Source organism: Methanolobus sp. ZRKC4 (assembly GCF_045291305.1).
Classification (GTDB): Archaea; Halobacteriota; Methanosarcinia; order Methanosarcinales; family Methanosarcinaceae; genus Methanolobus.
Genome location: NZ_CP146983.1, coordinates 684,889 through 710,052, shown reverse-complemented (window position 1 = coordinate 710,052; position 25,164 = coordinate 684,889). Strand labels below are relative to the sequence as shown.

The window sequence follows — 25,164 nt, the reverse complement described above, 5'->3', positions numbered from 1 at the left end:
ATCAATGATATGTTAAGTTAAATTCATTGAAGGGGAATGTCAAATACAAAAATTGAACCTTCATCCACTACACTTTCAGCCCAGATACGCCCATCATGCAATTTAATGATTTTTTCAGTAATAGACAAACCAAGACCTGTACCATTATACTGTGCATTATTCGATGATTTAACCTGAATGAATGGGTCAAAAATTGCTTTAAGGTCATCCTTGTCCATTCCAATACCAGAATCCTTCACACTGAAATATAACTTTCCACCCTGTATTTCAAGATTAACATTTACAAATCCTTTTTCAGGAGTGAATTTAATCGCATTGCTTACCAGATTAAAAATAGCCTGCTTGATCTTTAATTTATCAGCAGTTATAATAGTATTATTGTCTGAGACGTTAAATACCAGTTCGACACCTTTCTTATGTGCAAGCGTTTCCAAAATAGTTTTGACTTCATTTCCTATTTCTACCACAATGAAGTCTTCCAGAACGAGCTCCATTTTTCCGGCCTCTATTTTCGCAAGATCAAGTATTTGGTTGATCAGTTCAAGGAGATGAGACCCACTGTTTAGTATATGTTTAGCATACTTGTTTTGTTTATCATTAAGCTTACCAAACGTCTCTTCCAGAAGTAAGTCTGAAAATCCAATTATGGCATTTAGAAGTGTCCTTATTTCATGACTCATATTCACAAGGAATTCACTCTTGGATTGATCAGACCGTTCAGCTTCATCCTTTGCAATCATCAATTCCCTTTCAAGAATCTTTCTTTGCTTAATTTCCGCTTGTGCTTCAGACCATCTTCTAGCTGAGAAAATGGAGAGAGCTACGGACAAATATATTCCGATAATGAAGAGTTCATCAAGCTCCCAGTTCTCATGCTGCTCAATAAAAAGGATTGTAAATTCAAAAATATCAAATAAACTGGCAACGAAAAGAACTGCCAGCCCAACACCAACCAGAAAAATAAATTCTCTTTGAGCTGTGCTTTTTCTATATTGAACCATTCTTATTTCGCTCATAAGATCACATTTTTTACTAAAAGTAGACTAATTAATACATTGTTAATATAATATTTAGTAACATATATCCCTTGTATTTAAAATTGATTGGGTGTCTGAAGTTTAGTCCTTTAGTAAAATGTGTATTAATTGATCAGCAACTTTAATCATAAAGTAATAATCATTTTATAGAGTTTTACTATATTAGCATACGGTTTGACTACTAAGATACATTCAACTCACTTAATGGTTGTTGACGGATATAGATACGAAAAATGAATTAAAATGGGACATTGACGTTTCAATACTTACTAACAAATATATCCAGAAGGAAATGCTTAAAGTACTTGGAATTGCAACTTTTGTCACAGCCACTATCGTACTTTTTGATATCACTTCCATCCATCCTCAGCGGTCACTTTTACTACAACAGCAGTAACGTGAAAGATATGAAATACGTCTCAATGTTGATAGGATCGATGTTTCTGCTCACTGCATTGTTCTTTTTCGCATATTATGGCAACAAATACATGATTTCCTACGAAATGAACAGTAAGGTTTAAGCACAATTACCAGAGAAGAACGACTGCAAAATAATTAAAAAAAGGGGCTTCCATTTGTTATGGAAAAACCCTACTTACAAGGCATTCTTTCAGAAGAGAGAACCTGTCCACAATACCTATGAGTTTCTTGTCTTCAGTGACACATATACGACCAACATCATAGTGAAGGAGGGTTTCGATGGCTTTGGATACCGTTGTACTGGAACTAATCGAATAAAGTGGGGTCGACATCAGTTTTTCCACTTTAGGAGCGTCTCCTGATCCGCTATCGTGAAAATCATTTGAACGGTTACCTGTTCTGGCAAATCCAGCTTTTATGATATCGCTCCTGGATATCATCCCCATGACCTCGTCATTGTGGGATATCACAGGTATGCCCGTATAATCCCATTCCAGCATATTGCCCCATATCTTGGAAATACTGTCATCAGGATATGCGGTCTTTACCTTTTTGTTCATAATTTCCCCTACCTCTTTTGGTGGGAGTTTTGTGAGACGGACCTGATTCAGGAGGTTCGTATCGCTCACTATGCCTGCAATTGTTTTGTCCGTTGATGATCTTAGTACCGGAGCACGGTGTTGCTGTGCATCAACAAGCGCTTTTGCCACGTCCCGTAGTTCCATATCAGGAAGTATCAATGGGAACTCACGTGCATAACCACCAACTGTTACTTCAGATTTGTTTGAGTGCAGACGCAGAATGTCCTGATCATCCAGCATCCCTACTACAGTGCTTTTATCATCCAGCACAGGAAGACCATGAAGGAAATTCTCACGCAATAGTTTTCTGGCATGTGTCATCAGATCATTTTCTTTTATACATACCAGATTTGTAGTCATTATGTCCCCAACTATCATTGTTTCACTCCTTTTAAGATGAGCCTGAAAACGGCTTGTTCCTGTATCTTCACCCCAATGAAAAAACAGGATATTATGTATTCCACTTTATATTACACATCACTAGTATTTGTAAATCCCGCCAGTTACGTAAGGAACGGATAAAATCCCCCTGTCCGTAAACTATTAAGTAAAAGGACACAAAAGCAGACACATGGCATTTAATTTTGTTATGATCATCATCCTTGTGTTACTCATTGCAGGACTTGTGATGTCACTATTCGCATTCAAACTCAAAAGAGAAGAGTACAAGAATACCGGAAAGTACCCCAGAGGTCATTATATGGGACGGGGACTTGCAATCGGTATTGTAATAGGAATTCCCATTGCCATTGCACTTGGGAGTATCTTTGCAGGATATATGGTTGGTCTGGTCATTGGTACTTTCATCGGATCGAACCTGGAAAAGAAACATGAGCACGAATTAAGACCTCTTACACAAAAAGAGAGAGAGCTGAGAAAAAAGACGATCATGATATTCACAGCTTTGTTTGCAATCGGAATTATCGCATACGTATTAACCATCATCTGACTTTGCCATAAGCATCTCAGCAGGAAAGGTCACTTATCCTGCATCTTTTTGTATTCTTTGAGCAATCCGACATATTCCGCCGCATTCTCAGTTATATGAGCGATGTCACCTTCTGTAAGCTGTCTCTGCACCTTCCCCGGTACACCTACAACCAGACTTCCCGCAGGTATCTTTTTTCCTGGTGGCACAAGTGCATTAGCCCCGATGATACAGTTCTCCCCTATCTCAACACCATTCAGCACCGTGGTGTTCATCCCGATTAGCACGTTGTTAGATATCCTGCACCCATGCAGCACAGCCCCATGACCGACCGTGACATCGTCCCCAATCTCAACCTTCTGCGGCGCATCCGTGTGAATGACAACATTGTCCTGTATGCTTGTTCTCTTCCCAATGCTTATCATGTCAGAATCACCCCGAATGACCGCATTGAACCAGACACTGGAATCGTCTGATATGGTTACATTACCGATTACCGTTGCGTTGTCGGCTACAAAAGCAGTTGGAGAGATTGTAGGAGTTGTGGATTTGAATTTTATTAACATAGAATCACTTTTGTTTAAATGAAGGTAACTATTCAGCCTGATAAAAACGCTATCAATAACAATCTTGACAAAAAGTTGAAACGTAAATTTCATTAGGATCATTTATTTTGATTGTTGCTATTGATTGCTTTTTTGATTGTTAGATTGTTAGTGAGCAGACATCTCTATTTCGATGAAATCAGTATCAATAGGCAAATCGTGCCAGGCTGAATAGTTACAAATGAAGAAGAAATATTCGTAATGAAATTAGCTTTGACCATCTGATTTTTTAGCTTCATCCTTTTTTTCATCCGTATTCTCTTCCCTTTCACCAAAATCAATTACCAGATGATTGCATCTGCCACTTTTTGCTCCGCATATTTTACAATATCTTACCATGGTATTCTCCTCTCTATACAATTATGTCATGTTTCTAAAAGAACTATGCGGCTGTTGAGAATGGCAAGTTTTTCGAATTCTTGCTGGACAATTAGTATTCTTATTCAGAATGGAAGAAAATAGGTTTCTACGAAGGTACTTTGCATTTATAGTTACTAACTTAACATTTTTAACTTATCATCCAGAAATGTCTCAATCCATTTTCTTGCGAAGCTAATCTTTGATGAACAATCAATAAACGCCTCAGCAATCAGATTTTTCATATGATCCAGATCTTTCACAAAATTGCGAGAAATAATTCTTTTGACACTTTTCCAGATGAATTCGATTGGATTCAAGTCGGGTGAATATGGAGGTAAATAGACCAATTCAATATCATTTGCCTGTGCAAATTCCACTGTATATTTTGCTCGATGTGATCTAAAATTGTCGAGAATAATTACGATTCTCTCTCCCATGTTATTGTTTTTAACAGCTGATAAAAACGAACATACATCCTCCTTGGTTGAATGTTCTTTGAAATCAATAACAGAATTACCATTCAATGCATAAAAACCGAAGGAGTTTGCTTTTATCCTGGTTGTGTTTTTGAAGATGGCAGGTTTATTGAAAGACCATAAACGAACCGTATTTGATGTTGTTTGGGGAGATGATTCATCAAGAAATCCGATAACGCAATCATCATCGATTAACGGTAAGTTTTTTTTAAACAATCTTCTGCATTTTGTGGTCTTCGATAATCATGCGCATATGGTTTGGCATGATGCATGCCAAACTTCTTCAAGATCACTAGTATTTGCTTAATGGTGTATTGAACCTTAAATTCATTATAAATGAGTTCCTGAACTTCTTTTGTAGACCAATCATCTCTTTCATGTAACATGTCCCTTAGTTTTTCTTTTTGATCATCAGTGAGTTTGGAAGGACATCCTCCTGAAAACCTAGGCTTTAATCCTTCATATCCGTCTTGATTCCACCGCTCTTGCCATTGATATGCAACGGGTTTTGATATCCCTACAAGTTTAGCTGCTTCATTAACAGAAGCTCCTTCATAACGATGTTTAACAAAATATAAACGTTGTAGAACTCGTGTGTCTTTCTCTAATGACTTAATATGTTTAAGCAATTCTTCTGATGAAAGATGATGCTTTATCGGAATTTGTTTGGGTTTAGCCATACAGTATTGTTATACTCAATTAGTATTAATAGTTTGGTTAATAACTATATATGAAAAATAGTGCTGAATCTATTAACTCTGAATGCTATGCGAGATAAAGACCATAGATGTAGAAAGGATGTTGATTAACCAAAGAGGAAACTTGAGCTTGAATAACCTGGCGAAAAAGAAGACGCCAGTATTTTTATAAATAAAAAATGGTAACTATTCAGCCTGATAAAAACACTATCAATAGCAATCTTGACAAAAAGTTGAGACCTACATTTTATTAGGATCATTAATTTTGATTGTTGCCATTGATTGCTTTTTTGATTCTTAGGTTGTTAGTGAGCAGACATCTCTATTTCGATGAAATCAGTACCAATAGGCAAATCGTGCCAGGCTGAATAGTTACTAAAAAATAAAAAAAAGAGATGGAGACTTATTAATTATTCGTAGACGGTGGCAATATAACCATATCTATTACATGGATGACTCCATTACTGGTTTCAATATCTGCCTGCACTACGTTTGCATCGCCAACCATTACATTCCCGTCGGTTATGTGCACGATAACCTCTTCACCCTGTACCGTTTCAAGAGCCATCATATCTGACAGATCTGTTGACATTGCTTCCCCTGCAACTACATGATAGGTAAGTATGGCTGTAAGTGCCTCCTCATCTTGCAACAATGAATCAAGAGTACCTTCGGGTAATGCATCAAATGCTTCATCAGTTGGTGCAAATACTGTAAATGGTCCTTCACCACTTAAGGTTTCATCAAGTCCTGTTGCCTGAAGTGCAGTCACAAGAGTATTAAATGAACCAGCAGCTACCGCGGTCTCTACAATATCCATTTCTTCTGCTTGGGGTTGCTCTGCACAGCCTGATAAAAGAACAGTTGTTGCAACAAGCAAAGCCACTATTATTTTGTATAATTTCATTTACTCCACTCCTCTAAATTTTTTATATTGAGTTCAATTGTGTTTTTTTTATGAACAAATAATGATGCTTTTCTATAGAATATATAGATTCTGTATTCTTTTGTGATGGTTTATTTTTTTCAGTATACTTCGATGCAAAAAAGCATTGCAGAAGCTCAATTATTATATCATGTGTTTGAAAGTAAGTTTACACACAAAAATACTGGTTTGTTATAAATTTTCATACAATTCTAATAAAAATAGATTAAAATGTTAATTGAGAAAATTCATCCATAATTTAATCATCCAGAATCCAAATTTGATAGGGAAACAGAGGTACTTGAGAGGAAGCATGTTCAGGCTGATTCTGGTATCTATATTGGAAAGGAAGCAAACAATATTGATGAACAGGCTCTTGATGTGAAAAAAACTCAAGAGTTCATCAATGAGAAAACTGCCTATGAACTCATTCTAAATCTAACTCCTGAAAGGCAAGAGAAATAGGGGCGAAGCATAGGAGTGCTTTGACTTATTTGAAGAAAAAAGCAAAGGAAATCCCATGCTACTGCCGGGACTCGAACCCGGATTCATGGCTTGAAAACCCACGAAGCAGATTAGCCATTCACTCTGAATGTTAATGTAAGAGAAGATTGGAACTGAAAGTTTCTTTTGTTGAATTACATAAAATGTTTCAGGGCGTACCGCTGGAACTGATATAATATAGATAACAAATTCTGCGAGCGATTAGTTGCGTCAGCAACTATATATCCATTAGGTGCATTACAAGCTATAATAGTTGCGTCTGCAACTAATTGGGTGGATAATATAGTGAGATAATAAAATGGACTGGATCAACGTTTGCAAAAAAAGGTGTACAAATGTGCGAGAATGAATTCATTGGGAAGTTTATCTCATATCTTCACAGGTATGGACAAATCTATATTGAAAAAAAAATGGAGCCATATAGTCTTGGAAGTGGACAGTTTTCTTTTCTTATGCGATTGTATCACGAGGATGGTGTCAATCAGGAATATCTTTCAAACTATCTGAAGATGGATAAGGCCACTACTACAAGGGCTCTTAAGAAGCTTGTTGATGAAGGCTATGTTTTCAGGCAGGTTGATGAGGAAGACAGGCGATCATACAGGATCTTTCTTAGCGAGAAAGGGAAAAAACTGGAACCTGAAATGAAAAAGATAGCTTCGGAGTGGGAGGACATTCTCTTATCCGGTTTTGATTACAGTCAAAGAAAAGATATCATGAACTCACTTGAAATGATGTTTAAAAACGTATCCCAAAGAATGCAGGATAAATAGGTAAGATCATGCAATTTAAAAATACTCATCTTCTAATGCTTTGTATTACTGCCTTTTTTGCAATGGCAGGAAGTGCTATTTTAGCACCAGTGTTGCCAGAGATGGTGACACCTCTGAATACAACATCTCATGAAATCGGACTGTTGATATCGGTCTACACTATCTCAACAGCTATTTTCACACTGGTTATTGGACATTTCATTGACCGTGTGAACCGTAAAAGTATACTGGTCCCATGTCTTGTCATCTATGGCCTGATGGGACTTGTAAGTTATTTTGTCTCAGACCTACAATCACTTCTTGTCATGAGGTTCATACAGGGTATTGGCGTGGCAGGAATGATGTCTTTGACTATGCTGGTCATTGGGGATGTGTACAAAGGCCATGAAAGTGTACATGCAATGAGCAGGGTTAGTATGGCTTTTGCCATTGGAGCGGTATCTGCCCCCCTCATAGGTGGAGGACTAGCAATTTTGGGATGGAACTATCCGTTCCTTTTCTATGCACTTTCACTGCCATTCGCTTTTCTTGTAATATTTTTCCTTCCGGAAACAAAGGTTCAGAAGGAAAATGGCAGCCATAAAGGTATATTTAATGTGCTTCCAGCACTCAAGGATTTGCGAATACTATATACGGTATTCCTGAGCTTTGCTATTTTCTTCCTATTATTTTCAGTGATTATCTACATGCCCTTTATGCTTAAGGCTGTATTTGGTTATACGGCAAAGCAAGCAGGACTTGTATTGGCATTCCAGGGACTAGCTGTTATTCTAATGGCATCCCGCGTAAAGGTCCTGGTCACTAAACATTCGATGATACAAGTGATTGCCACTGGTTTTGCACTTGTCGGACTGGCAATACTATCTATTTCATTTGCGAATTCAATTGTCATAGTTCTTCTTTTAATGTTGCTGTTTGGAGCTGGTTATGGGCTTGCCCAAACCACAATTGATGCACAGATAATTCAGATATCCTCTTCAGAATCAAGAGGTGGGGTATTATCCATACACAACACCATGAAGTACACTGGCCAGAGTCTTTCCCCCATAGTGTTTGGTATAGTCCTATTAAATTTTAACATTGACACGGTTTTTATGATATCAGGTTTCCTGGGGTTGCTCATTGCTCTGACAACGTATTTAATGAAGGCTATTTTTGAAAAAACATCTGATGTGCATGTAAAAAATAGAAAAACATCATTGCCGTATTCAGTCTCCCCTGAACCTTTAGATGATAGGTAGCCTGAATAAGAATTTATACTGAAATTCGAGATATACTTGCTTCAGGATATTTGACAGATATTTGGGTAATGCATCTACTCAACCATGTATGCTTTTTACCCAATTCTGATATCCCACAAAATACAGATGCGGCTGCCGGGACTCGAACCCGGGTTCATGGCTTGGGAAGCCACGGTCATACCACTAAACCACAGCCGCACATCAAAAAATTGTAATCTGTAATATTACGTTCGAGATTATAGATTTTGTGGTGATGGGAGCCTGCAATCTTTTTTTAATATTTACTAAAGACATTGCTCCGATTCACTGAGCATTGCTGTAGATTTTGCAGAATTGTCCACTGGCAGATGAATAAGAAATTTCGGCCAGGACATATAATAAATAGTAATATATTAGTTATGTACATAGAAATATGATATCGATTTCTGCAAAACAAAATACCAGGATAGTAGAATAGGAGATACACTATGAAATTAACAACAACATTTATTTTAATCATTTTATTGATAGCAGGTTTTTCTGCGGGATGTATCGGCACCGAAGAGGATACACAGGTTCCCAACACAGGCGAACTTTACAAAGCAAGCATGTATGCTGAAGCAATTGCATCTGTTGATAACATACAGATGGACAACCCATACTACACCTATGCATTGAACTACAAAGGAGAATCCCTCAATGCACTTAGCAGGTATGATGAAGCAATAGAATGTTACAATGAGATTATAGAGATAGACCCCCAGAATAGTGAAGCATGGGTTAACAAGGGTGATTCTCTTCTCCAACTTAATGAATATGATGAAGCAGACGTATGCTATAACAAATCAATAGAGATCGATCCGGAATTTGATGAGGCATGGTCTGGAAAAGGATGCGTACTGTACTATCATGACAGGTATAACGAGTCAATGGATTACTTTGAAAAATCAATTGAATATTCCAACAAAACGATAAGTTCCGACCCGGATAACCTTGAAGCATGGTATAACAAAGGAATATGCTACGCATATCTTGGAATGAACAACGAAACACTCGAATGCTGTGAGAAGGTAACGGAGATCAATCCTAAATTTGCAAGCGCATGGGAAGGGAAAGGGTATGCACTTAGTGAACTTGGCAGATATGACGAAGCAATCCAGTGTTACGATAAAGCAGTAGATATCAACCCTGAAAGTGCCTATGCATGGGAATCAAAAGGGTATACTCTCACTGAACTTGAGAGATACGACGAGGCAATAGAATGCTACGATAAAGCAATAGAACTCAATCAGGAAGATGTTTATGCATGGGAAGGAAAAGGGTATGCGCTTTACAAACTTGACAGATATGATGAAGCAATTGAATGCTATGATAAAGCAATAGAGCTCGAACCGGAATATGCCTATTCATGGGGAGTAAAAGGGTATGCACTTGACAAACTTGGCAGATATGACGAAGCCATAGAGTGTTATGATAAAGCACTAGAAATCTATCCAGAATTTTCAGGCGTATGGGATGCAAATGGAGATGTGCTTAACGAACTTGGCAGATATGATGAAGCAATTGAATGCTACAATAAAGCAATAGAGCTCGAACCGGAATTTGCAGATGCATGGGAAGGAAAAGGAGATACGCTTAGCGAACTTGGCAGAACTGATGAAGCAAATGAATGCTATGATAAAGCAGAAGAACTTCGTACTTAAGCTAAAAGGATAAGTTAAAGGCAAAAAATGAAAAACGGTAATTTATTGTTAGTATTATCCATATCTTTAGTCGCCATAGTATCTGCAGGATTTGTTCTTGATGAGCATTCAGGTTCATCTCCTGCTCAAGTGACAGACCTTGAACAAATGTACAGGGCTGCAATAGAAGATGCAATGGTGGCCGAAGATGATGAGATATACAGAGAACTTACTCCGATAACCGAATCAAATACTGAACTTCAATGGATGGAAGACTCTGGTGAAAAATATGTTCTTGTTGTCACATGGACCAAGTATCCTGAGAGTTACCCCGTCGATTCAAACGTGCTCACATGGTGGGGAGACACATGGGTGATGGTCATTCCTGAATTGAAAGGCTTCGTTGAGCAAAATGACATTCAGGATGATGAGCTAACACTCAGACTGGAGCAGCTCATCGGCCTTCCTCTTGATGATGGGAATGAGTATTTTGTGGAAATGTGGGTAAAGCCGGATGACCTTTTCAGACCAAGTCCTGACCCTGAGATCACAGATACACAAACTCAACTTGATTTTAATGAGAACGTCTCACAGGAACATGTCGATTGGTTCAATTCCCTTAACAGCAGCACCTACAATGAATATCCATGGAGCAGACTGGGATATACATACGACTGGGGAAATCCTGACAGTGATGTAGGGATGAGCGAATACGTCATCAGGAATAATTCAGAAGTAATAGTAAATTCAGTCTCAACAACTCCTGACTATTTCAATCAGGACTCCGTTTGAACATGTAAATGCTCACATAAACGGCATTCTTTTCTTTTTTCTATTGTGAAAATCATTGTATTGCAGGATTGAAAGGCAAAAACGGAAGAAAATAGAATATTACATGAAGTTATTGAAATTGTCAAACTTGAGTATTGATGTCTGGGTCTGAAGAGAGATTATGTCAATTCTCTCTTCAATATCTTGTGTGCGACATTTAACTGCTTGAATTTCTCAAGATCCCCGGTTGGTTTGTCGGGGTGCAACTCTTTTGACAGCATCTTATACTTTTCATTGATGACTGTAAAATCAGTCTCATCGTGGTCGCAGCCAAAGAATTCTCGTGCATCCAGGCGTTTATTGAAAACATCTTTATCCTCTTTGAACTCTGAAATAAACTCGGATATTGTGTTTTCCTCTGAAAGAACCCGGCTTGCTTCGAGCTCAATTACCTTGGATAGGACATAGAGATTCTCTACATAATTCTTTTGCATACTATGGCTGTAATGCATGCGATGATCTGATATCCACCAGGTTGCAGAAGCTTTCGCTTTTTTCATTGCCATGCGCTCAAGAGGGATATCAATGTCATTTTCGTTAACACCGATCTTTCTTAAAACCGTAATAATATTATTCTGAAATTGTATGGCTCTTCTGTTACTGGCACCCTTAACAAGCACTGAACCAATTTCATGTCCTTTTATTTTAAGCATTTTATTCACTCATTTTCGTTTTGGAGTCTCCACTAGTTCATCCTCCCTTATATATCCATGCATATTCCGGAATACTTATTCCCGGTTGTAGTCACTAGAACACAGCCACACGTCAAAAATAGTAATAAATTGCATTGCGGCTGAAATTATTGAAAAGATATATATGTAATGGAGAAAATCGCACGAGGATATCAAATTGGAGTGGTTGGATGGAGGGATGTGGTTGGGGTAGTAAAGTGTTGATATCCTCATGCCTTATCATCTGAATGAAATCAAAACCGTGATTTCAGCCACGGTTTTATTGATTCCGGAAATTACTTCTTTGAGTTCAAGGATTCAGCTATATTCCTGCCGAGTTGTTTTGCGGCTTCCAATGGAATTTCCTGATCCTCAAAGTTGTTAATTCCTACGGAATCCACTGTTGCTTCAGGCCCGAAGAGCATTTTTACACCACTAAGCTCACAATCATCTGCGAGTTTACACATGGCGCATTTCCCAGTATCTTGGCATCGCCCACGATCTGCATACCTTCCTCCTCCATGTATGCAGCAACAGAATTGGCCACACCCTCTGCAACCGGTGGTGCTTCAGGCATACATGGCACTGCAGATGTTGCAATAATTCCTTCGGGTTTACCCTGCATGTAACCATGCTTGTGTCTCAGGCAATAAAGACGCTCAAGAATAGTCTTTGTCCTAGCATCAATGGATGAGTAAGGAGTATAGGCTGCAACAATAAGTGCATCTGCCTCTTTTACTTCCTCTGCGATAGTATTACCATCATCACCGATAACACATACGTTCTTGTCAACGCATTTCATGCATGCCAAACATGGTTTGACATTATGCTTGCTAAGTTTGATAAATTCGACATCCATACCCGTTTCTTCAAGTGCTGCCCTCAATGCTCTGTCGGTATTACTGTTTGGGATGGGCGATCATGATATTCCTATTACTTTCATTTTTTAGCTCCCTTGATAGATATTTGCCCACTATTTTTAAGGCTGGGAATTAATCTTATACTTCCAGATAGGAAGTGTAGCTAAACATACTTAATAATTACTGCAGTATACAAGAATTGGTGTTGGTATAATGGAGTGACCATCTCAAAATATTGTGAAAAACACAGCTATCCTATTTTGATTTGGATTTTTATGGCACAACTACTCGTTTATCCTCATAACGTTGAACTCTTTTATATATGAAAAAATAAAATAGGAACGCATGCCACCCAGTTCACTTCTTGATGAGATATTACGCAAGGGACTCCATCTGGCATCGGTCGCTATCGTGATTGTCTATGCCTTTTTCGGAAAACAGATAGTCCTGTATTTCATGACCGTCTACCTCATTCTTATACTCCTCATCGAACACATGAGACTGGACCATGGCTTCAAATTACCTTTCATACATTATCTGTTACGCCGGAAAGAGGAAACATCAATAGCAGGACATGTTTATTTCACCCTTGCTGCCATAGTTGCAGTCTCCGTCTTCAGTGAGAACGTTGCCTATGCTGCTATCCTGATGGCCACTTTCGGAGACATGAGCGCAGCACTTATTGGTAAGAAATTTGGCAGGACAAGGATATTCAGGGGTGAAAAATCCCTGGAAGGATGTGTTTCCGAGTTCCTAGTGGACCTTATTATAGGCTATGTTTTTCTTTCAAACTGGAGTATCGCAATTGCCATGGCGCTTGTTGCCACCCTTGCAGAAACAGGCTTTGAAAAAATAGATGATAATCTTGCAATCCCCGTATTTTCAGGTTTTGTTGCCGAATTACTTTTGATAATCTCAACTTATGTCCACCTGTAGAAGAAAAGGCAGGTAGCTGTTTCAGAGTTGTTTCCTGACACTTCTCACATAATCCAGAGCTGGATCTTTAATTCGAATTTCAGTATTTTTTAAACCAAGCGTGTCATTGAACAGTTTTTCGCTGAAATCCAGCAGCTCTTCATATTCCAAAGGAATGACATCTTCATCTGAGAATATGCTTTCCCTGGACTGGTCAAGAACTCTCATAAGTTCTCTTGTCCACAGGCCTGCCAGGATCTTCGGATATGGGACGTTGAATGTCCCTTCCTCATTTCCTCTCCGGATTAGTTGTGCATAGAGGTCTGTGGTCAGCTCTTCGAACTGGTCTGCAATTTTCTTGATGATGATGTGATTACCACTGAATGAATATATCCTGCTTAGCTCAGGCCAGTCTTTGACCTGATTAACCTTGTATTGGGTAATCTTGAGAAGGACTTCGTTTATTGCGTCTATCACTGAGACATCATTTTTGAGTATCTCATCGTAGTACTCCAGAAATTCCTGGAAATAATTCAGGGTAATCGCTTCAATGACATCTTCTTTTGACTTGAAGTGGTGATAAAAACCACCTTTGGAACTATCCGCTCTTTTGATGATGTCCTCAACTGTTGTTTTGTCATATCCTTTCTCGGAAAATAACTCATGAGCCGAGTTGATAATTCTGTCTTTGAGTTCCATATTCTGTTCTTTTTCAGGGGTAAAGAGATTATTAATCTAGCGATATGCAGCCCTATTGAAACGTCTGATCAGCACCATAATCAAAGCAAACTCTAAGATGACACCGATGATTAATACTATCCACCATAAGCCGTTGCCTTCATAAGCCATCCAGTAGGCTTTGCTTATCCAGTACGGGGGAAACAAAACCAAAGACAGCACCCACAAGCAGTGTTCCATCAAAAAGTGCAAAGAAAGCCACAAGCATTGGATATAGAACAGTGAGGCTTGCAGCAATGCCTTTCATCGGAAGCAAACCGGTTTCAGCCAGATAGATGTTCATCCACGGAAGACCAAAATGCAGCACAGATGCAATTATCGCAGCGAAAAGGAACATAAACAGCAGAAAACGGTCCCTACCAATGAGCTTCACATCATTACGTCCAAGTCTGTGTACTAATTTTGTGACCTGCATTTTATTTCATCCCCATGACGATGTATCTGTTAAATGCACGGGAAGCCCAGATGAAAAAGAGAACTATCTGTAGGGATGTGTAAACTATGGCATATGCCCACTCTAATGAAGTGAGTTGAACGTATGCTCCCTGCATGATCATTGCAGGTGCGCTCGTGGGGATTGCGAGAAATGCAGGGTGGACTACCCATCCAAGAAAATACAGGAACGGTAGTTGAAGCAATACTGCGACTACCGACATTGGTATGAGAAAGTCGGTGATCCTGTCAAAGCGAACTATGAGGATGATGCCTATCAGTGTATAAATCACTCCGATTGCGATGATACCGATAAGGAGGATGGGAATGTCCGGAAATATTACTGCACCCGAGAAGCTTATGATGAACATTGCCCCGGCTATCATTACGATGGATTCGAGAGTTTCCAGTGCTGTGAGGCTGATTACTTTTGAAGTGAGATATTCGGATGTTCTCAGGGGTGAGACGATTATTGCATTTAGAGTGCCTTCGTCTTTTTCAAAAATTATCAGTCCTGCAACATAGAGCAGTGTGGAGCCGCCTGCAACCATTAACATGAGGGCCGGTATGACTGAGGAAAGATGCTCCGGGCTTACAACCTGTGATATTGCGATTGCAACGAGTATCCCTGCGATGATTCCGATTGTGTAGAGCTTGTTGCGTAGCTGTACGGTTACATCGTTTTTCAGGGTTGAAACCAGGCGGCTCATTTGTGCAGCTCCTCTCCTGTTACCTGGATGAAGATGTTCTCAAGAGTGGTTTCCTGGGTGTGAATACTCTCGACATGGCCAGCAGATTTTAGCAAGTTTGCGAACTCATTGTTATCACCAAGGCCGTCAAGTGGAAATTCCTTGCACTGGATTTTTTGTGTAGCCAGACCGTCGAAATATTCCACCCGGACATTACGTTTTCCATATTGCTTTTTAAGGGATGCAGGTGAGTCGATTATACTGATATTCCCTGATGTGATGAAAGCGACCCTGTCACAAAGCTCATCGGCAACCATCATATCATGTGTGGTTATAAAGACGGTCGTACCTCGACTGCGCAGCTCCAGCACCATATCCTTGATCCTACGTGCATTGACAGGATCAAGACCGGCCGTGGGCTCGTCCAGGAAAAGAATCTCAGGTTTGTGAATAAGGCTGCGGGCAACGTTCAGGCGAACTTTCATTCCCTTGCTGAAATCGGATACTTTCTTGTCGGCATCTTTCTCAAGCCCCACCCATTCCAGCACTTCGGAAGGCTCAAGGGTCTCGCCTTCATAAAGTGAGCGGAAGTACTCCAGGTTCTCCAGCGCAGTCAGTTTGAGATAGTGATTCGGCAGCTCAAAAGAAACACCTACATGCTCGTAGTAGTCCTGTCCCCATTTGCTGACTTCACGGTCCATTACCATGATGCTACCATTGTACTCCCTGAGTAGTCCGATGATTATATTCTGTGTGGTGGATTTCCCGGCTCCTGATGGTCCCAGAAAACCAAAGATTTCTCCCTTTGCGATATTAAAGTCAAGACCATGCAGGGTTTCATTTTCTGCACCGGGATAAGTGTAAGCCAGGTTTTTGACGGTAATCATTGGATTGCTCCTTGACAGGTTGATGATTACAGACCGACCGTCGGTCTGTTGATTAGAAATAATTAACTTTTTGTATTTATGGTTTTGCATGAAAATATCAAACATAACCGAATTTACTGAGGACTTTAAAAATTGCAATAGCTAGGACTATCGCATCCCCAATAGCCAAATCATTTTTAAAATGCTTATAAACAATAAAGTCCATAAAGAAGTAGCCATGTCATGCGAACAGACGATACACGGTAAAATAATATACGGGCCTGAAGCAGAGGTCATCGAAGGTTATATCGTAATAGAGGATGGCATCGTCAAGGAAGTTCACGAAAAAAAGAATGATTCCGGAAATATCATTGCGCCCTGTTTTGTTAACGCTCATACTCACATTGGAGATTCGGTCTGTAAAGACCCTGTGCTTGGAAATTTGCATGGACATTATGTCGAAAGAGACCTTAGCCAGCTGGTTCAACCACCACACGGACTGAAACACCGGATATTAAATACGACACCACACTGGAAAATTGTGGATGCAATGATGAACTCCATCCAGGACATGAACGACACCGGCACATATGCATTTGCGGATTTCAGGGAAAGTGGCACAAAAGGAGTGCTTGCACTAAAAGAAGCACTGGAATCATCAGACGTACTTGCCAGGATATTTGGAAGACCAGCGAACAATGTCGGAGAAAAAAACATATCAAGGGAGTTGGAAGAGCTGCTTGACAAAGCAGACGGATTTGGTATGAGTGGTACGAATGACATAGACATGGAAATCCTGAAAACTGCAAGGCAGTATTCTCTAAAAATGGACAAAACCTTTGCAGTACATGCAGGCGAAAGCAGTCGAAGTGACATAAACAAAGCATTATCTCTTGACCCGGATATTCTGATACATATGACCCAGGCAACCCAAAAAGACCTTCAGGAAGTTGCTGATATGGACATACCTATTGTAGTTTGTCCAAGATCGAACTTTATAACCGGAGTAGGGATGGCACCTATTGTAAAAATGCTGGATATGGGAATTAAAGTCGCAGTCGGAACCGACAATGTGATGCTCAACTCTGTAAGTATGTTTTCCGAGATGGAGATACTGTCAAAAGTCTTTGGATTCGAGGACAGACAAGTATTTATTATGTGTACGCTTATGGGAGCAGCAGTATTAGGACTTGAAAATACAGGTCCTATTATAGAAAGGAACAACGCTAAAGTGATGATCCTTAATGGGAATTCAAGTAATCTTGCAGGAATAAAAAACCCTATCAACAGCATCGTTCGAAGAGGGAGACCTGACGATATACTATCTGTAATTATTTAACATCCGTATATTACATAATAGGTGAGGGATTATGAAGAGCGATCTCTACAAGAAAATTTTTATTGCAACAGATGGATCTGAGCAAAACGAAAAAGCAGTCCAGCATGCATTGGAACTTGCGAAAACGTGTGGGGCTAAATTGTATGCAGGATACGTTGTTGATACCGCTGCTTTTGCTTCAATACCAATGGATGCAGGATGGGAAATGATGTACGAGCTTTTGGAAAAGGAAGCAAGTGTTGCAACCGAATCTGTTCAAAAAATGGCAGAAGATGTTGGTATTACTTTTGAAACGGTGACCCTTGAAGGCAACCCGAGTCATGAGATCATTGAATTTGCTGACAATAACAACATAGATCTTATTGTGATGGGAACTCTTGGAAAGAGAGGACTTGATCACTTTTTACTTGGAAGTGTCGCCGAAAACGTCATCAGAAACTCCAAAGTACCTGTACTTGTAGTACGGGGCGACTCCGATGAGGAAAAGTAGGGAGTTTAAACATGCCAAAAAACATCAAAGTCTCAGAGATAATGAAGACAAACGTTGCATATGCAACTCTTCCAGGCTCAAGGGACGAAGTCCATACTCTTCTGAAAGATAAAAAAGTATCAGGAGTACCTGTATTAAAAGATGGAAAGATTGTGGGATTGTCAGCAGGGCAAATTTGCTTAGAAATCCTGAAGAGGAACAGTTGGCTTTGTTGATGACACGTAATCCGTTAACTATTGATCCCAACGTAGACATAACAGTAGCAGCTAAAATACTTCTTGAGAATAATATTAGAAGGCTGCCTGTCGTTGAAAATGGAAAACTCCTTGGTATAATGTCTGTGGCTGATATTGTTGCGGTTCTTGCTGAGATGAACATTCCGGACCATGTGGGCCAATATATGAATCCGATGTCAGTGCCTGTATGGACAAACACTCCTCTGAATGTTGTAGCAAGGGTGATGGAACTTGCAAAATCCAAAGCAGTACCTGTAATTGATAGTGATCTTGAGGTAGTCGGTATAATCACTGATCGTGATGTCATCAGTGCAAGCGTTATTGAGGACTCTGTAGAGGTGGCCGATATGTCCAATGGTGCGGACGATGATGAATGGACATGGGAGTCAATGAGAGACACAATGAGTATCTACTACAGTGTTTCAAGAGTGAAGGTTCCTGACATTCCTGCAAAAGACATAATGGTAAGTGATCTTGTAAAAGCTGCTTATATTTCAGGTGTCAGCGAGTGTGCGCTTAAAATGAAGCGTAACCGTATAGACCAGATTCCTATAGTTAATGCAAACCAAAAATTCCTTGGACTTCTACGTGATCGTAATATCATACAGGCTATTGCAAATTTGAATTAAAATACAATTTTTTCGGGTATTGATTACCCACAATTCTTTTTTGCTCAAAGTGGTTATTATGGGAAAACCTTTTGTATTCATTAATTCTGCAATGTCTGCAGATGGAAAGATATCCACAAAGGAAAGAATACAGGTACGCATATCCGGTAATATTGATTTTGACAGGATGGATTCTCTGCGGGCTGGTTCCGATGCTATAATGGTAGGAATCGGGACCATACTTGCTGATGATCCCAGTCTGACTGTGAAGTCTCCCGAACTTCAGGATAAAAGGATAAAAGCAGGCCTTGATGAGAATCCTGTGAGAATTATTGTAGATAGCAATGCCAGAACACCCATTGATGCGGATATTTTCACAAAGGGAAAAGGAAAGCGAATCATAATAGTTTCGGAATCAGCCTCTCTTAAAAAAATAGCTGAACTTAAAGAAAAAGCCGATATAATTGTAGCCGGAAAGAAGAAAGTACATCTTCCTGAAGCCATGCAAAAACTTAGGGAGCAAGGTATCAAACAGTTAATGGTAGAAGGTGGTGCAACACTTAACTGGGGAATGATTTCCAGTGGCCTTGTTGACGAGATATATACCTTCGTAGGAAACTTGATAATCGGAGGGAAAAACTCTCCTACTTTTGTTGACGGAGTGGGATTCCCGGAAAAAGAGCTTTTGAAACTTGAGCTAATGGATGCTGAAAAAATAGAAGACGGAATCTTGCTTAAGTGGAAAGTTCTTCAAAAATAACAAATCAATTAAATTTTTGACACATGGTTTTGTATGCATGTCCCAACATAATACACAAACACAAAACAATATCGTTTTATATTAGACGAACAAATGAGATACCATGAATAAAATAATCCTGCCTGCAGTAGCGATCATCGCAGTACTTTTTATCGTTGTAGGACTCGTAGGAGACAATAAAGCTGCAGAAGATAGTGCAATTATTACTGTAACCAATATCCAACAATTGAACGATGCACTCGCTGAAGGCCCGGTTCTGGTAGAAATTGGTTCGGACATCTGCCCCGCATGTATTGCATTGAAACCCATTATTGCAGACATCGCAAATGACTATGAAGGCACAGCTACCGTTATGTATATAAATACAAAAGAAACCGGAGCTATTGCAGCTAGTTTCAATATATACTCCATTCCTGACTCGTTTGTCATCGCTGAAAGAAGTGATAACGGTTACATCTACATGGGAGTAAACGGACAGACAACTACAGATAGAAATAGAGCAAGATTTATAGGCCTGACCACCAAGAAAACACTAAAAAGTGTACTTGATGCAGCAATCGAATACAGGCAGTAACTATCAGGTACAACAAAATGCTGGAAGCTACTTCACTCACACCTATCGCCGCTTTTTTTGCAGGAATCGTGAGTGTGCTCTCACCATGTGTGCTTCCATTACTTCCGATCGTTCTCGCTTACTCTACAGGAGAAAGCAAGCTTAGGCCCCTTGCAATCATCGCAGGGCTTACAATATCATTCACGACCATGGGCATTGCTGCTTCTGCCTTTGGAGAATACTTATTGCCCCATCTCAATGAGCTCAGAATACTGGCCGAACTCATAATAATCTTCATGGGACTTTCAATGCTAATGGAAAAGGACACGCTCGCGTTCCTTTCACAATACACCGGAAAGATCCACGCTGAAGGAAAAGGACTGTTTGGCGGGCTTGCAATAGGTATTTCTCTTGGAATTGTATGGATCCCATGTGTAGGACCGATCCTTGCTTCCATACTCACATTAGTCGCGCTTGAAAGTGATGTATTATACGGCATTACCCTTCTTTTCACATATTCCATGGGCTTTGCTGTCCCAATGACCATCATTGCTTATTCAGCAAAACTGTCCGGTAACATGCTTGGCAAACTATCAGAATATGACATTGAACTTAAAAAAGTGGCAGGAATAATACTAATAGTTGTTGGACTATGGATGGTCTACACTAACCACATTGTTGGCTACGTATGATGCAGTAAATACAACTAATAATTTCATAAGGATTAAATATCAACCAACTATTGTTTTTATTAAAGTCAATTAAGATGAATTGACATAAAGAATTTGTTGGTGGTACTGTGAAATTTAGAAAAGTGATATTAACTGGAATTATTGTTATAATTTATACTTGTATGATAACTACATCGTTGGCTGCCATCCCGGATACGACAGGAGATTTTTACTCCCCTGACATAAGTTCACTGGATGTTTTAAATAATGGAAACAATCTCAATATAATCATAACATGTACAGAGGATATTGCAGATTATAGTTTTTATGGAGCTGTTTTCATTGACACAGACCAGAACATTCTGACAGGGTACGCTGAAAATGGTGCTGATTATGTATATCAGTTCAGTTATATGAGCATAATCTACTCTGACCCCATGATAACCACGACACTTAATGATGACATGGTAGACTCAGGCACACTTCAGGCACAGAGCAATACTATATACATCACACTGCCCTTCTGGATGCTTGGCAATGATGACGGAAATGCCGATGTTTTTGTTGCAGTCCATGACCAGATGGTAAAAGCTCTTGATTTTGACAGGGCACCTGATTATGGAGTAATTGACACCAGCACAGGTGGTGTCAAAATACAGCAAACTGCTTCAAGCAATGCACGCATCTTTGACAGAGTTGGAGACGGCGGTGCTGCAGATATAGAAAATATTGATGCAACCGTCGGAAATGGGATGTTGAACCTTGTAATAACCTATGCCAATAATGTTGAGCCAAGCTCCTTTTCATATGGAGATGATATCACCGGCTGGGTGAACATTGATATTGACCAACAGCTTGCCACAGGTTTCACAAATACGGAACAGGCACCACCGACATTTGGAGTGGATTACAGAATAGAGTACGCAGCAGGAAGCCTGACAGGTACAGACGCAGCCATCAAAATGATAAATACAGATTCTGAATTGGCGAAACTGGGATATTCAGATACAACGACGAGGTCTCTTGGAGTCCCCTATAATGATGGTACTTTCAAAGTATCAGGAAATACGGTTTACCTTGGAATACCACTTACGTTACTTGGTAATGATGACGGAAATATGTACATCACCGTTGATTCCTTCACATTACAGGATTCCCTTGGAGGAGACATTGACAGCTTACCTGACAACGGTAATGGAGCCATTGATACTTCGGACGGATCCATTAAAGCATTGCTCAGTTATGGAAATGACAGGATGACATTCACAGACTCTGAATCTGATTCCACAGGGTTCGGGCATGACGGAGATGAGATCGTTTCCATAGAAACAGGATTCGATGAAAATAACATGCTGATAACTGTCACTTATAGCAGTCTGAACCTAGATGATGGTGCGATCACAAACATTTTCTTTGACATGGATCAGGATAACACAGAAGACTATTCATTGATCTATAGTCTGCAAAATGGAAAGCTGTCTGCCAGTATGATTGGAACGTTTGCCGGAAAATTCGAAGTAAAGGAAGTAACCCACCTGATCACCATGCAAGGAAACAAAATGTACCTGAGTATTCCATCAGTATTTCTGGGTAACGATGATGGGAATATGAACTTACATGCTGAAACAGCCCTCGTCAACTACGGAGCTAAGATTAGGAATTTTGAAACCGGAATAGTACAATTGAATCCGGATGAGGATGCCCGTACACTTTATGACAGAGCCCCGGATACAGGTTCATACACCATTGGAAGAAGCAAGGATTTCCAGGCTGCTGCAGAAAATGCAAATGTTCCACAGGCAGCACAGGAAGAAGAATCACCAGGATTTTCAGGACTCATAGCTTTTATTGCCCTGATAACCTGTTTGTATATCGCAGTCGGGAAAAAGAAACTGTAATATTAATATAAAGCAGAAATGTAAGAAAAGTAGGAATTCAAAATTAGAAAAGTTAAATGTGCTTAATCAATAGCACATTCATCATCGTTTGCTATTGCGACAAGTTCATTCACGCAGGCGACTGCCATTGGTGTCCCACCACGTGTGCCAACACATGTGATTGAAGGAACGTCGGCGTCCCTGACAACTTCCTTAGACTCTGCAGCATTGACAAAGCCTACCGGAGTGCCAACAATTATTGCTGGCTTGATGCCTTGCTCTATCATCCTGCATACTGCAAATGCAGCAGACGGAGCATTGCCGATAGCAACAATGGAACCTTCAAGTATATCCTTGCATTTCAGGAAACCTGCTGCGGTCCTTGTGATGCCGTATTTTTTGGCAAGTTCTGCATCCTCATCTTTGTCGAGTACACAGATAACCTCACAGTTGTGTCCCCTTTTGGTGACACCTGACTTAACCATATTGATGTCAACAAGGATGGGTGCACCTGCTTTGATGGCTGCTACGCCTGCCTTGATGGGCTCGTTAACAAAACGCATGATGTCTGCAACCGCAGGGTCGCCTGTTGAAGTAACACAGCGCTGTTTTACTTTATCCTCTAAAGTCTCATCGCCTACAAGTTTGCGGGCGATGTTACGGCTGGTCATGTATATGGCTTTGGCTTCGTCTGTCTGTGAGCCGAGATCGGTGCAGATATCAACAAGTTCAGGATCGATCTCAGTTGTCATTTCTACAAGTTCTTCGATACTTGCGTCTGTCTTTTTGGCTTCAGTAGTCATACTTCCGGTGATACCCCCTTGGAGTAATTATCCTCTTGCCATGTGGTGAATCCCATATGCGGGAATCGTTGGTGGTGATAAGGATAGTGGTGCTCATGTCCACCCAGTCATTGTGGTCCATAACCTCGCCAAGGGTGGTAACTATGTAATCCTGATCTTTGTCCCTGAGGGCATTCTTCACAAGACCTACAGGAACGGAGTCATCCTTGTGGCGTCTGATTATCTCGATGGCCTTTGAGAAATTAGATTTACGCTGACGGCTCTTTGGGTTATACAGTGACATCACAAAGTCCCCGGATGCTGCTGCATCCAACCTTTTCTCGATGACTTCCCACGGTGTCAGGAGGTCACTAAGACTCACAGTACACATGTCATTGACAATAGGTGCACCCAGCACACTTGCAGCCGCTGTGATAGCAGTTACACCGGGCAGTACCTCTACTTCAACTTCAAGGTCTGCGTGTTCTGCCACTTCAAGGACAAGGCCCGCCATTCCATAAACGTTTGCATCTCCGCCACTGATCATGGATACAACATTTTCCTGTGCAAGCTCTACAGCCTTGCGTGACCTGTCGACTTCTTTACCCATGGCACTACGTACGATTTCCTGTTTGTCCAGCAGGCTTGCCATCTGGTCAAGATAGGTTCCGTTTCCTACAATATAGTCAGAGGTCAGTATTACATCCCTTGCCTTAACTGTCAACTGTTCCACAGAACCCGGACCTATACCAATAATGTAAAGCTTTCCTTTTGCTTTACTCTGCGATTGCGATTGTGACCCTTCCATATACCTTCTTCCTTAGTATTAATTCCTTTTTTTCCGACAACGCCAGCGCAGCAGGTTCTGCCACACCTGTTAGCCCGAAGCGTTTTGCCTGCGAAGCCGATGGCGCATCATAGTTATTCAATTCGTCGTGATCTATGAATGTTATAGTGAGCCCGAAAAACTCTGCTGCTTCATGCAGGCCGGTTTCGTTCTCTTTCAGTTTTGCTGATGCGAGTCCTTCCACATCATCAATGCTTCTGCCTGCCTCTGCAAGTGCATTGTTAATCGCATCGATGGCTTCCTGGCTATCGATACCTCTTCGGGCTCCGATACCTATGATCATGCGTTTTCAGCCTTTTCCTTATCCTTTTTCAGGACCGATACATCATCTCCGACAATGACTATTTTGGGACCCTTGATCTCAAGGACTTCGACATCCTCATCGAGCAAGGCACAGTTCACCTGCACTGTGGAAGGCTTGTTTACAATATCACAGCCAAGTGTTTTGGCAATGCCCTCGACAGAATTTCTATTATGGACTTCCGTGGCAGTCGTGACTACAGGAACCGGACCAATTTCGGCTATCTTTCTGACAACCTCATTGCCCCCATGATGACCTCCAAGAAGCGGGATGGCGAAGTTCATATTAGAATCTACAACTATTACAGCAGGATCCTTCCATTTATCTTCAATGAGAGGTGCGATTTCACGTACAACGATGCCTGTGGCAAATACCGCCACGATAGCATCATATTCTTCAAAGGCTTTTTTGAAGATACTCTTGTCATACATCAGGACATCGGCATTCAAATGTCCTGCTAGGCGCTCTGCAACCTCAAGATTTCTCTCA

At 40.4% G+C, this 25,164-nt stretch carries 31 protein-coding genes, 1 tRNA gene and 1 pseudogene; 15 read left to right on the top strand and 18 right to left on the bottom strand.

The features are described from left to right. Nucleotides 1-23: 23 nt before the first annotated feature. Nucleotides 24-1,016 carry an ATP-binding protein gene (locus tag V7O67_RS03705; RefSeq protein ID WP_342306155.1) on the bottom strand — a complete coding sequence of 331 codons (993 nt, stop codon included), beginning with the start codon at nucleotides 1,014-1,016 and terminating at the stop codon, nucleotides 24-26. Between the two features lie 232 nt (nucleotides 1,017-1,248). Between V7O67_RS03705 and V7O67_RS03700 the strand changes: the two genes are divergently transcribed. Beyond that, nucleotides 1,249-1,434, top strand: a complete 186-nt coding sequence (locus V7O67_RS03700; RefSeq protein WP_342306156.1) for a hypothetical protein — start codon at nucleotides 1,249-1,251, stop codon at nucleotides 1,432-1,434. 181 nt (nucleotides 1,435-1,615) lie between these two features. Here the strand turns inward: V7O67_RS03700 and V7O67_RS03695 are convergent, their stop codons facing one another. Next, nucleotides 1,616-2,416, bottom strand: coding sequence for a CBS domain-containing protein (locus tag V7O67_RS03695; RefSeq protein ID WP_342306157.1), 801 nt, complete (start codon nucleotides 2,414-2,416; stop codon nucleotides 1,616-1,618). Nucleotides 2,417-2,609: 193 nt separating this feature from the next. On the opposite strand from V7O67_RS03695, the gene V7O67_RS03690 reads away from it, so the two are divergent. Beyond that, nucleotides 2,610-2,987: a hypothetical protein gene (locus V7O67_RS03690; RefSeq protein ID WP_342306158.1), complete on the top strand. Its 378-nt coding sequence runs from the start codon at nucleotides 2,610-2,612 to the stop codon at nucleotides 2,985-2,987. A 29-nt stretch (nucleotides 2,988-3,016) separates the two neighbouring features. On the opposite strand, the gene V7O67_RS03685 is transcribed toward V7O67_RS03690, so the two are convergent. From V7O67_RS03685 to V7O67_RS03670, 4 genes and pseudogenes are all read right to left on the bottom strand, one after another. Next, nucleotides 3,017-3,532 (bottom strand): gamma carbonic anhydrase family protein, encoded by a 516-nt coding sequence (locus V7O67_RS03685; RefSeq protein ID WP_342306159.1) that lies wholly within the window; start codon nucleotides 3,530-3,532, stop codon nucleotides 3,017-3,019. Between the two features lie 246 nt (nucleotides 3,533-3,778). Then, nucleotides 3,779-3,910, bottom strand: a complete 132-nt coding sequence (locus V7O67_RS03680; protein WP_342306160.1) for a hypothetical protein — start codon at nucleotides 3,908-3,910, stop codon at nucleotides 3,779-3,781. A gap of 155 nt (nucleotides 3,911-4,065) precedes the next feature. Further along, nucleotides 4,066-5,087: pseudogene (locus V7O67_RS03675) on the bottom strand (IS630 family transposase). A gap of 424 nt (nucleotides 5,088-5,511) precedes the next feature. After that, nucleotides 5,512-6,012 carry a fasciclin domain-containing protein gene (locus V7O67_RS03670; RefSeq protein WP_342306161.1) on the bottom strand — a complete coding sequence of 167 codons (501 nt, stop codon included), beginning with the start codon at nucleotides 6,010-6,012 and terminating at the stop codon, nucleotides 5,512-5,514. 857 nt (nucleotides 6,013-6,869) lie between these two features. Here V7O67_RS03670 and V7O67_RS03665 point away from each other — a divergent pair. Together V7O67_RS03665 and V7O67_RS03660 are read left to right on the top strand one after the other, a co-directional pair. Continuing rightward, on the top strand, nucleotides 6,870-7,307 hold the full coding sequence (locus V7O67_RS03665; protein ID WP_342306162.1) for a MarR family transcriptional regulator: 438 nt from the start codon (nucleotides 6,870-6,872) through the stop codon (nucleotides 7,305-7,307). 35 nt (nucleotides 7,308-7,342) lie between these two features. Then, a complete protein-coding gene (locus V7O67_RS03660) occupies nucleotides 7,343-8,548 on the top strand; it encodes an MFS transporter (RefSeq protein WP_406670906.1) in 1,206 nt (401 codons plus the stop codon). Between the two features lie 127 nt (nucleotides 8,549-8,675). Here V7O67_RS03660 and V7O67_RS03655 read toward each other — a convergent pair. Next, nucleotides 8,676-8,746, bottom strand: a tRNA-Gly gene (locus tag V7O67_RS03655). Nucleotides 8,747-9,015: 269 nt separating this feature from the next. Here V7O67_RS03655 and V7O67_RS03650 point away from each other — a divergent pair. Then, a complete protein-coding gene (locus V7O67_RS03650) occupies nucleotides 9,016-10,230 on the top strand; it encodes a tetratricopeptide repeat protein (RefSeq protein ID WP_342306164.1) in 1,215 nt (404 codons plus the stop codon). A gap of 27 nt (nucleotides 10,231-10,257) precedes the next feature. Continuing rightward, complete coding sequence (locus tag V7O67_RS03645) at nucleotides 10,258-11,001, top strand: hypothetical protein (RefSeq protein WP_342306165.1); 744 nt, start codon at nucleotides 10,258-10,260, stop codon at nucleotides 10,999-11,001. A gap of 158 nt (nucleotides 11,002-11,159) precedes the next feature. On the opposite strand, the gene V7O67_RS03640 is transcribed toward V7O67_RS03645, so the two are convergent. The 3 genes from V7O67_RS03640 to V7O67_RS03630 all read right to left on the bottom strand — a co-directional run bounded on the left by V7O67_RS03640 (nucleotide 11,160) and on the right by V7O67_RS03630 (nucleotide 12,570). Next, nucleotides 11,160-11,693, bottom strand: a complete 534-nt coding sequence (locus tag V7O67_RS03640; RefSeq protein WP_342306166.1) for a J domain-containing protein — start codon at nucleotides 11,691-11,693, stop codon at nucleotides 11,160-11,162. A gap of 314 nt (nucleotides 11,694-12,007) precedes the next feature. Next, nucleotides 12,008-12,136, bottom strand: coding sequence for a hypothetical protein (locus V7O67_RS03635; protein ID WP_406670904.1), 129 nt, complete (start codon nucleotides 12,134-12,136; stop codon nucleotides 12,008-12,010). 2 nt (nucleotides 12,137-12,138) lie between these two features. Continuing rightward, a complete protein-coding gene (locus V7O67_RS03630) occupies nucleotides 12,139-12,570 on the bottom strand; it encodes a flavodoxin family protein (RefSeq protein WP_342306167.1) in 432 nt (143 codons plus the stop codon). A gap of 346 nt (nucleotides 12,571-12,916) precedes the next feature. Here V7O67_RS03630 and V7O67_RS03625 point away from each other — a divergent pair, with 346 nt between their 5' ends. After that, the gene (locus V7O67_RS03625) at nucleotides 12,917-13,507 is read left to right on the top strand and encodes a CTP--2,3-di-O-geranylgeranyl-sn-glycero-1-phosphate cytidyltransferase (RefSeq protein ID WP_342306168.1); all 591 of its coding nucleotides are present in this window, start codon (nucleotides 12,917-12,919) and stop codon (nucleotides 13,505-13,507) included. Nucleotides 13,508-13,528: 21 nt separating this feature from the next. Here V7O67_RS03625 and V7O67_RS03620 read toward each other — a convergent pair whose 3' ends face one another. The 4 genes from V7O67_RS03620 to V7O67_RS03605 all read right to left on the bottom strand — a co-directional run bounded on the left by V7O67_RS03620 (nucleotide 13,529) and on the right by V7O67_RS03605 (nucleotide 16,232). Continuing rightward, nucleotides 13,529-14,185 carry a TetR/AcrR family transcriptional regulator gene (locus V7O67_RS03620; RefSeq protein WP_406670902.1) on the bottom strand — a complete coding sequence of 219 codons (657 nt, stop codon included), beginning with the start codon at nucleotides 14,183-14,185 and terminating at the stop codon, nucleotides 13,529-13,531. Nucleotides 14,186-14,324: 139 nt separating this feature from the next. Next, nucleotides 14,325-14,639 (bottom strand): hypothetical protein, encoded by a 315-nt coding sequence (locus V7O67_RS03615; RefSeq protein WP_406670900.1) that lies wholly within the window; start codon nucleotides 14,637-14,639, stop codon nucleotides 14,325-14,327. A 1-nt stretch (nucleotide 14,640) separates the two neighbouring features. Continuing rightward, nucleotides 14,641-15,366 (bottom strand): hypothetical protein, encoded by a 726-nt coding sequence (locus V7O67_RS03610; protein WP_406657509.1) that lies wholly within the window; start codon nucleotides 15,364-15,366, stop codon nucleotides 14,641-14,643. Then, a complete protein-coding gene (locus V7O67_RS03605) occupies nucleotides 15,363-16,232 on the bottom strand; it encodes an ATP-binding cassette domain-containing protein (RefSeq protein ID WP_406670899.1) in 870 nt (289 codons plus the stop codon). Before V7O67_RS03605 ends, V7O67_RS03610 begins: the two co-directional genes overlap by 4 nt. Nucleotides 16,233-16,413: 181 nt before the next feature. Between V7O67_RS03605 and V7O67_RS03600 the strand changes: the two genes are divergently transcribed. The 8 genes from V7O67_RS03600 to V7O67_RS03565 all read left to right on the top strand — a co-directional run bounded on the left by V7O67_RS03600 (nucleotide 16,414) and on the right by V7O67_RS03565 (nucleotide 22,766). Beyond that, nucleotides 16,414-17,550, top strand: a complete 1,137-nt coding sequence (locus V7O67_RS03600; RefSeq protein WP_406670897.1) for an amidohydrolase family protein — start codon at nucleotides 16,414-16,416, stop codon at nucleotides 17,548-17,550. Nucleotides 17,551-17,581: 31 nt separating this feature from the next. Beyond that, the gene (locus tag V7O67_RS03595) at nucleotides 17,582-18,040 is read left to right on the top strand and encodes a universal stress protein (RefSeq protein WP_406670895.1); all 459 of its coding nucleotides are present in this window, start codon (nucleotides 17,582-17,584) and stop codon (nucleotides 18,038-18,040) included. An 11-nt stretch (nucleotides 18,041-18,051) separates the two neighbouring features. Further along, the gene (locus tag V7O67_RS03590) at nucleotides 18,052-18,255 is read left to right on the top strand and encodes a CBS domain-containing protein (RefSeq protein ID WP_406670893.1); all 204 of its coding nucleotides are present in this window, start codon (nucleotides 18,052-18,054) and stop codon (nucleotides 18,253-18,255) included. Further along, a complete protein-coding gene (locus tag V7O67_RS03585) occupies nucleotides 18,216-18,905 on the top strand; it encodes a CBS domain-containing protein (RefSeq protein WP_406670891.1) in 690 nt (229 codons plus the stop codon). Before V7O67_RS03590 ends, V7O67_RS03585 begins: the two co-directional genes overlap by 40 nt. Nucleotides 18,906-18,963: 58 nt before the next feature. Then, the gene (locus V7O67_RS03580) at nucleotides 18,964-19,644 is read left to right on the top strand and encodes a 2,5-diamino-6-(ribosylamino)-4(3H)-pyrimidinone 5'-phosphate reductase (RefSeq protein WP_406670889.1); all 681 of its coding nucleotides are present in this window, start codon (nucleotides 18,964-18,966) and stop codon (nucleotides 19,642-19,644) included. Nucleotides 19,645-19,747: 103 nt separating this feature from the next. Further along, nucleotides 19,748-20,218, top strand: a complete 471-nt coding sequence (locus tag V7O67_RS03575; protein ID WP_342306177.1) for a thioredoxin family protein — start codon at nucleotides 19,748-19,750, stop codon at nucleotides 20,216-20,218. Nucleotides 20,219-20,235: 17 nt separating this feature from the next. Next, nucleotides 20,236-20,889: a cytochrome c biogenesis CcdA family protein gene (locus tag V7O67_RS03570; RefSeq protein ID WP_342306178.1), complete on the top strand. Its 654-nt coding sequence runs from the start codon at nucleotides 20,236-20,238 to the stop codon at nucleotides 20,887-20,889. A 161-nt stretch (nucleotides 20,890-21,050) separates the two neighbouring features. After that, complete coding sequence (locus V7O67_RS03565) at nucleotides 21,051-22,766, top strand: hypothetical protein (protein WP_406670887.1); 1,716 nt, start codon at nucleotides 21,051-21,053, stop codon at nucleotides 22,764-22,766. 62 nt (nucleotides 22,767-22,828) lie between these two features. Here the strand turns inward: V7O67_RS03565 and V7O67_RS03560 are convergent, their stop codons facing one another. From V7O67_RS03560 to V7O67_RS03545, 4 genes are read right to left on the bottom strand one after another with little or no spacing between them, the layout of a single operon-like run. Further along, nucleotides 22,829-23,548: a precorrin-8X methylmutase gene (locus tag V7O67_RS03560; RefSeq protein WP_406656273.1), complete on the bottom strand. Its 720-nt coding sequence runs from the start codon at nucleotides 23,546-23,548 to the stop codon at nucleotides 22,829-22,831. Continuing rightward, the gene (cobJ, locus tag V7O67_RS03555) at nucleotides 23,538-24,335 is read right to left on the bottom strand and encodes a precorrin-3B C(17)-methyltransferase (RefSeq protein WP_406656274.1); all 798 of its coding nucleotides are present in this window, start codon (nucleotides 24,333-24,335) and stop codon (nucleotides 23,538-23,540) included. Before cobJ ends, V7O67_RS03560 begins: the two co-directional genes overlap by 11 nt. Continuing rightward, nucleotides 24,304-24,657 (bottom strand): cobalamin biosynthesis protein, encoded by a 354-nt coding sequence (locus tag V7O67_RS03550; RefSeq protein WP_406656275.1) that lies wholly within the window; start codon nucleotides 24,655-24,657, stop codon nucleotides 24,304-24,306. The genes cobJ and V7O67_RS03550 overlap by 32 nt, the downstream gene beginning before the upstream one ends. Next, the gene (locus V7O67_RS03545; protein WP_406656276.1) at nucleotides 24,654-25,124 is read right to left on the bottom strand and encodes a cobalamin biosynthesis protein CbiG; all 471 of its coding nucleotides are present in this window, start codon (nucleotides 25,122-25,124) and stop codon (nucleotides 24,654-24,656) included. Before V7O67_RS03545 ends, V7O67_RS03550 begins: the two co-directional genes overlap by 4 nt. Between the last annotated feature and the right edge of the window lie 40 nt (nucleotides 25,125-25,164).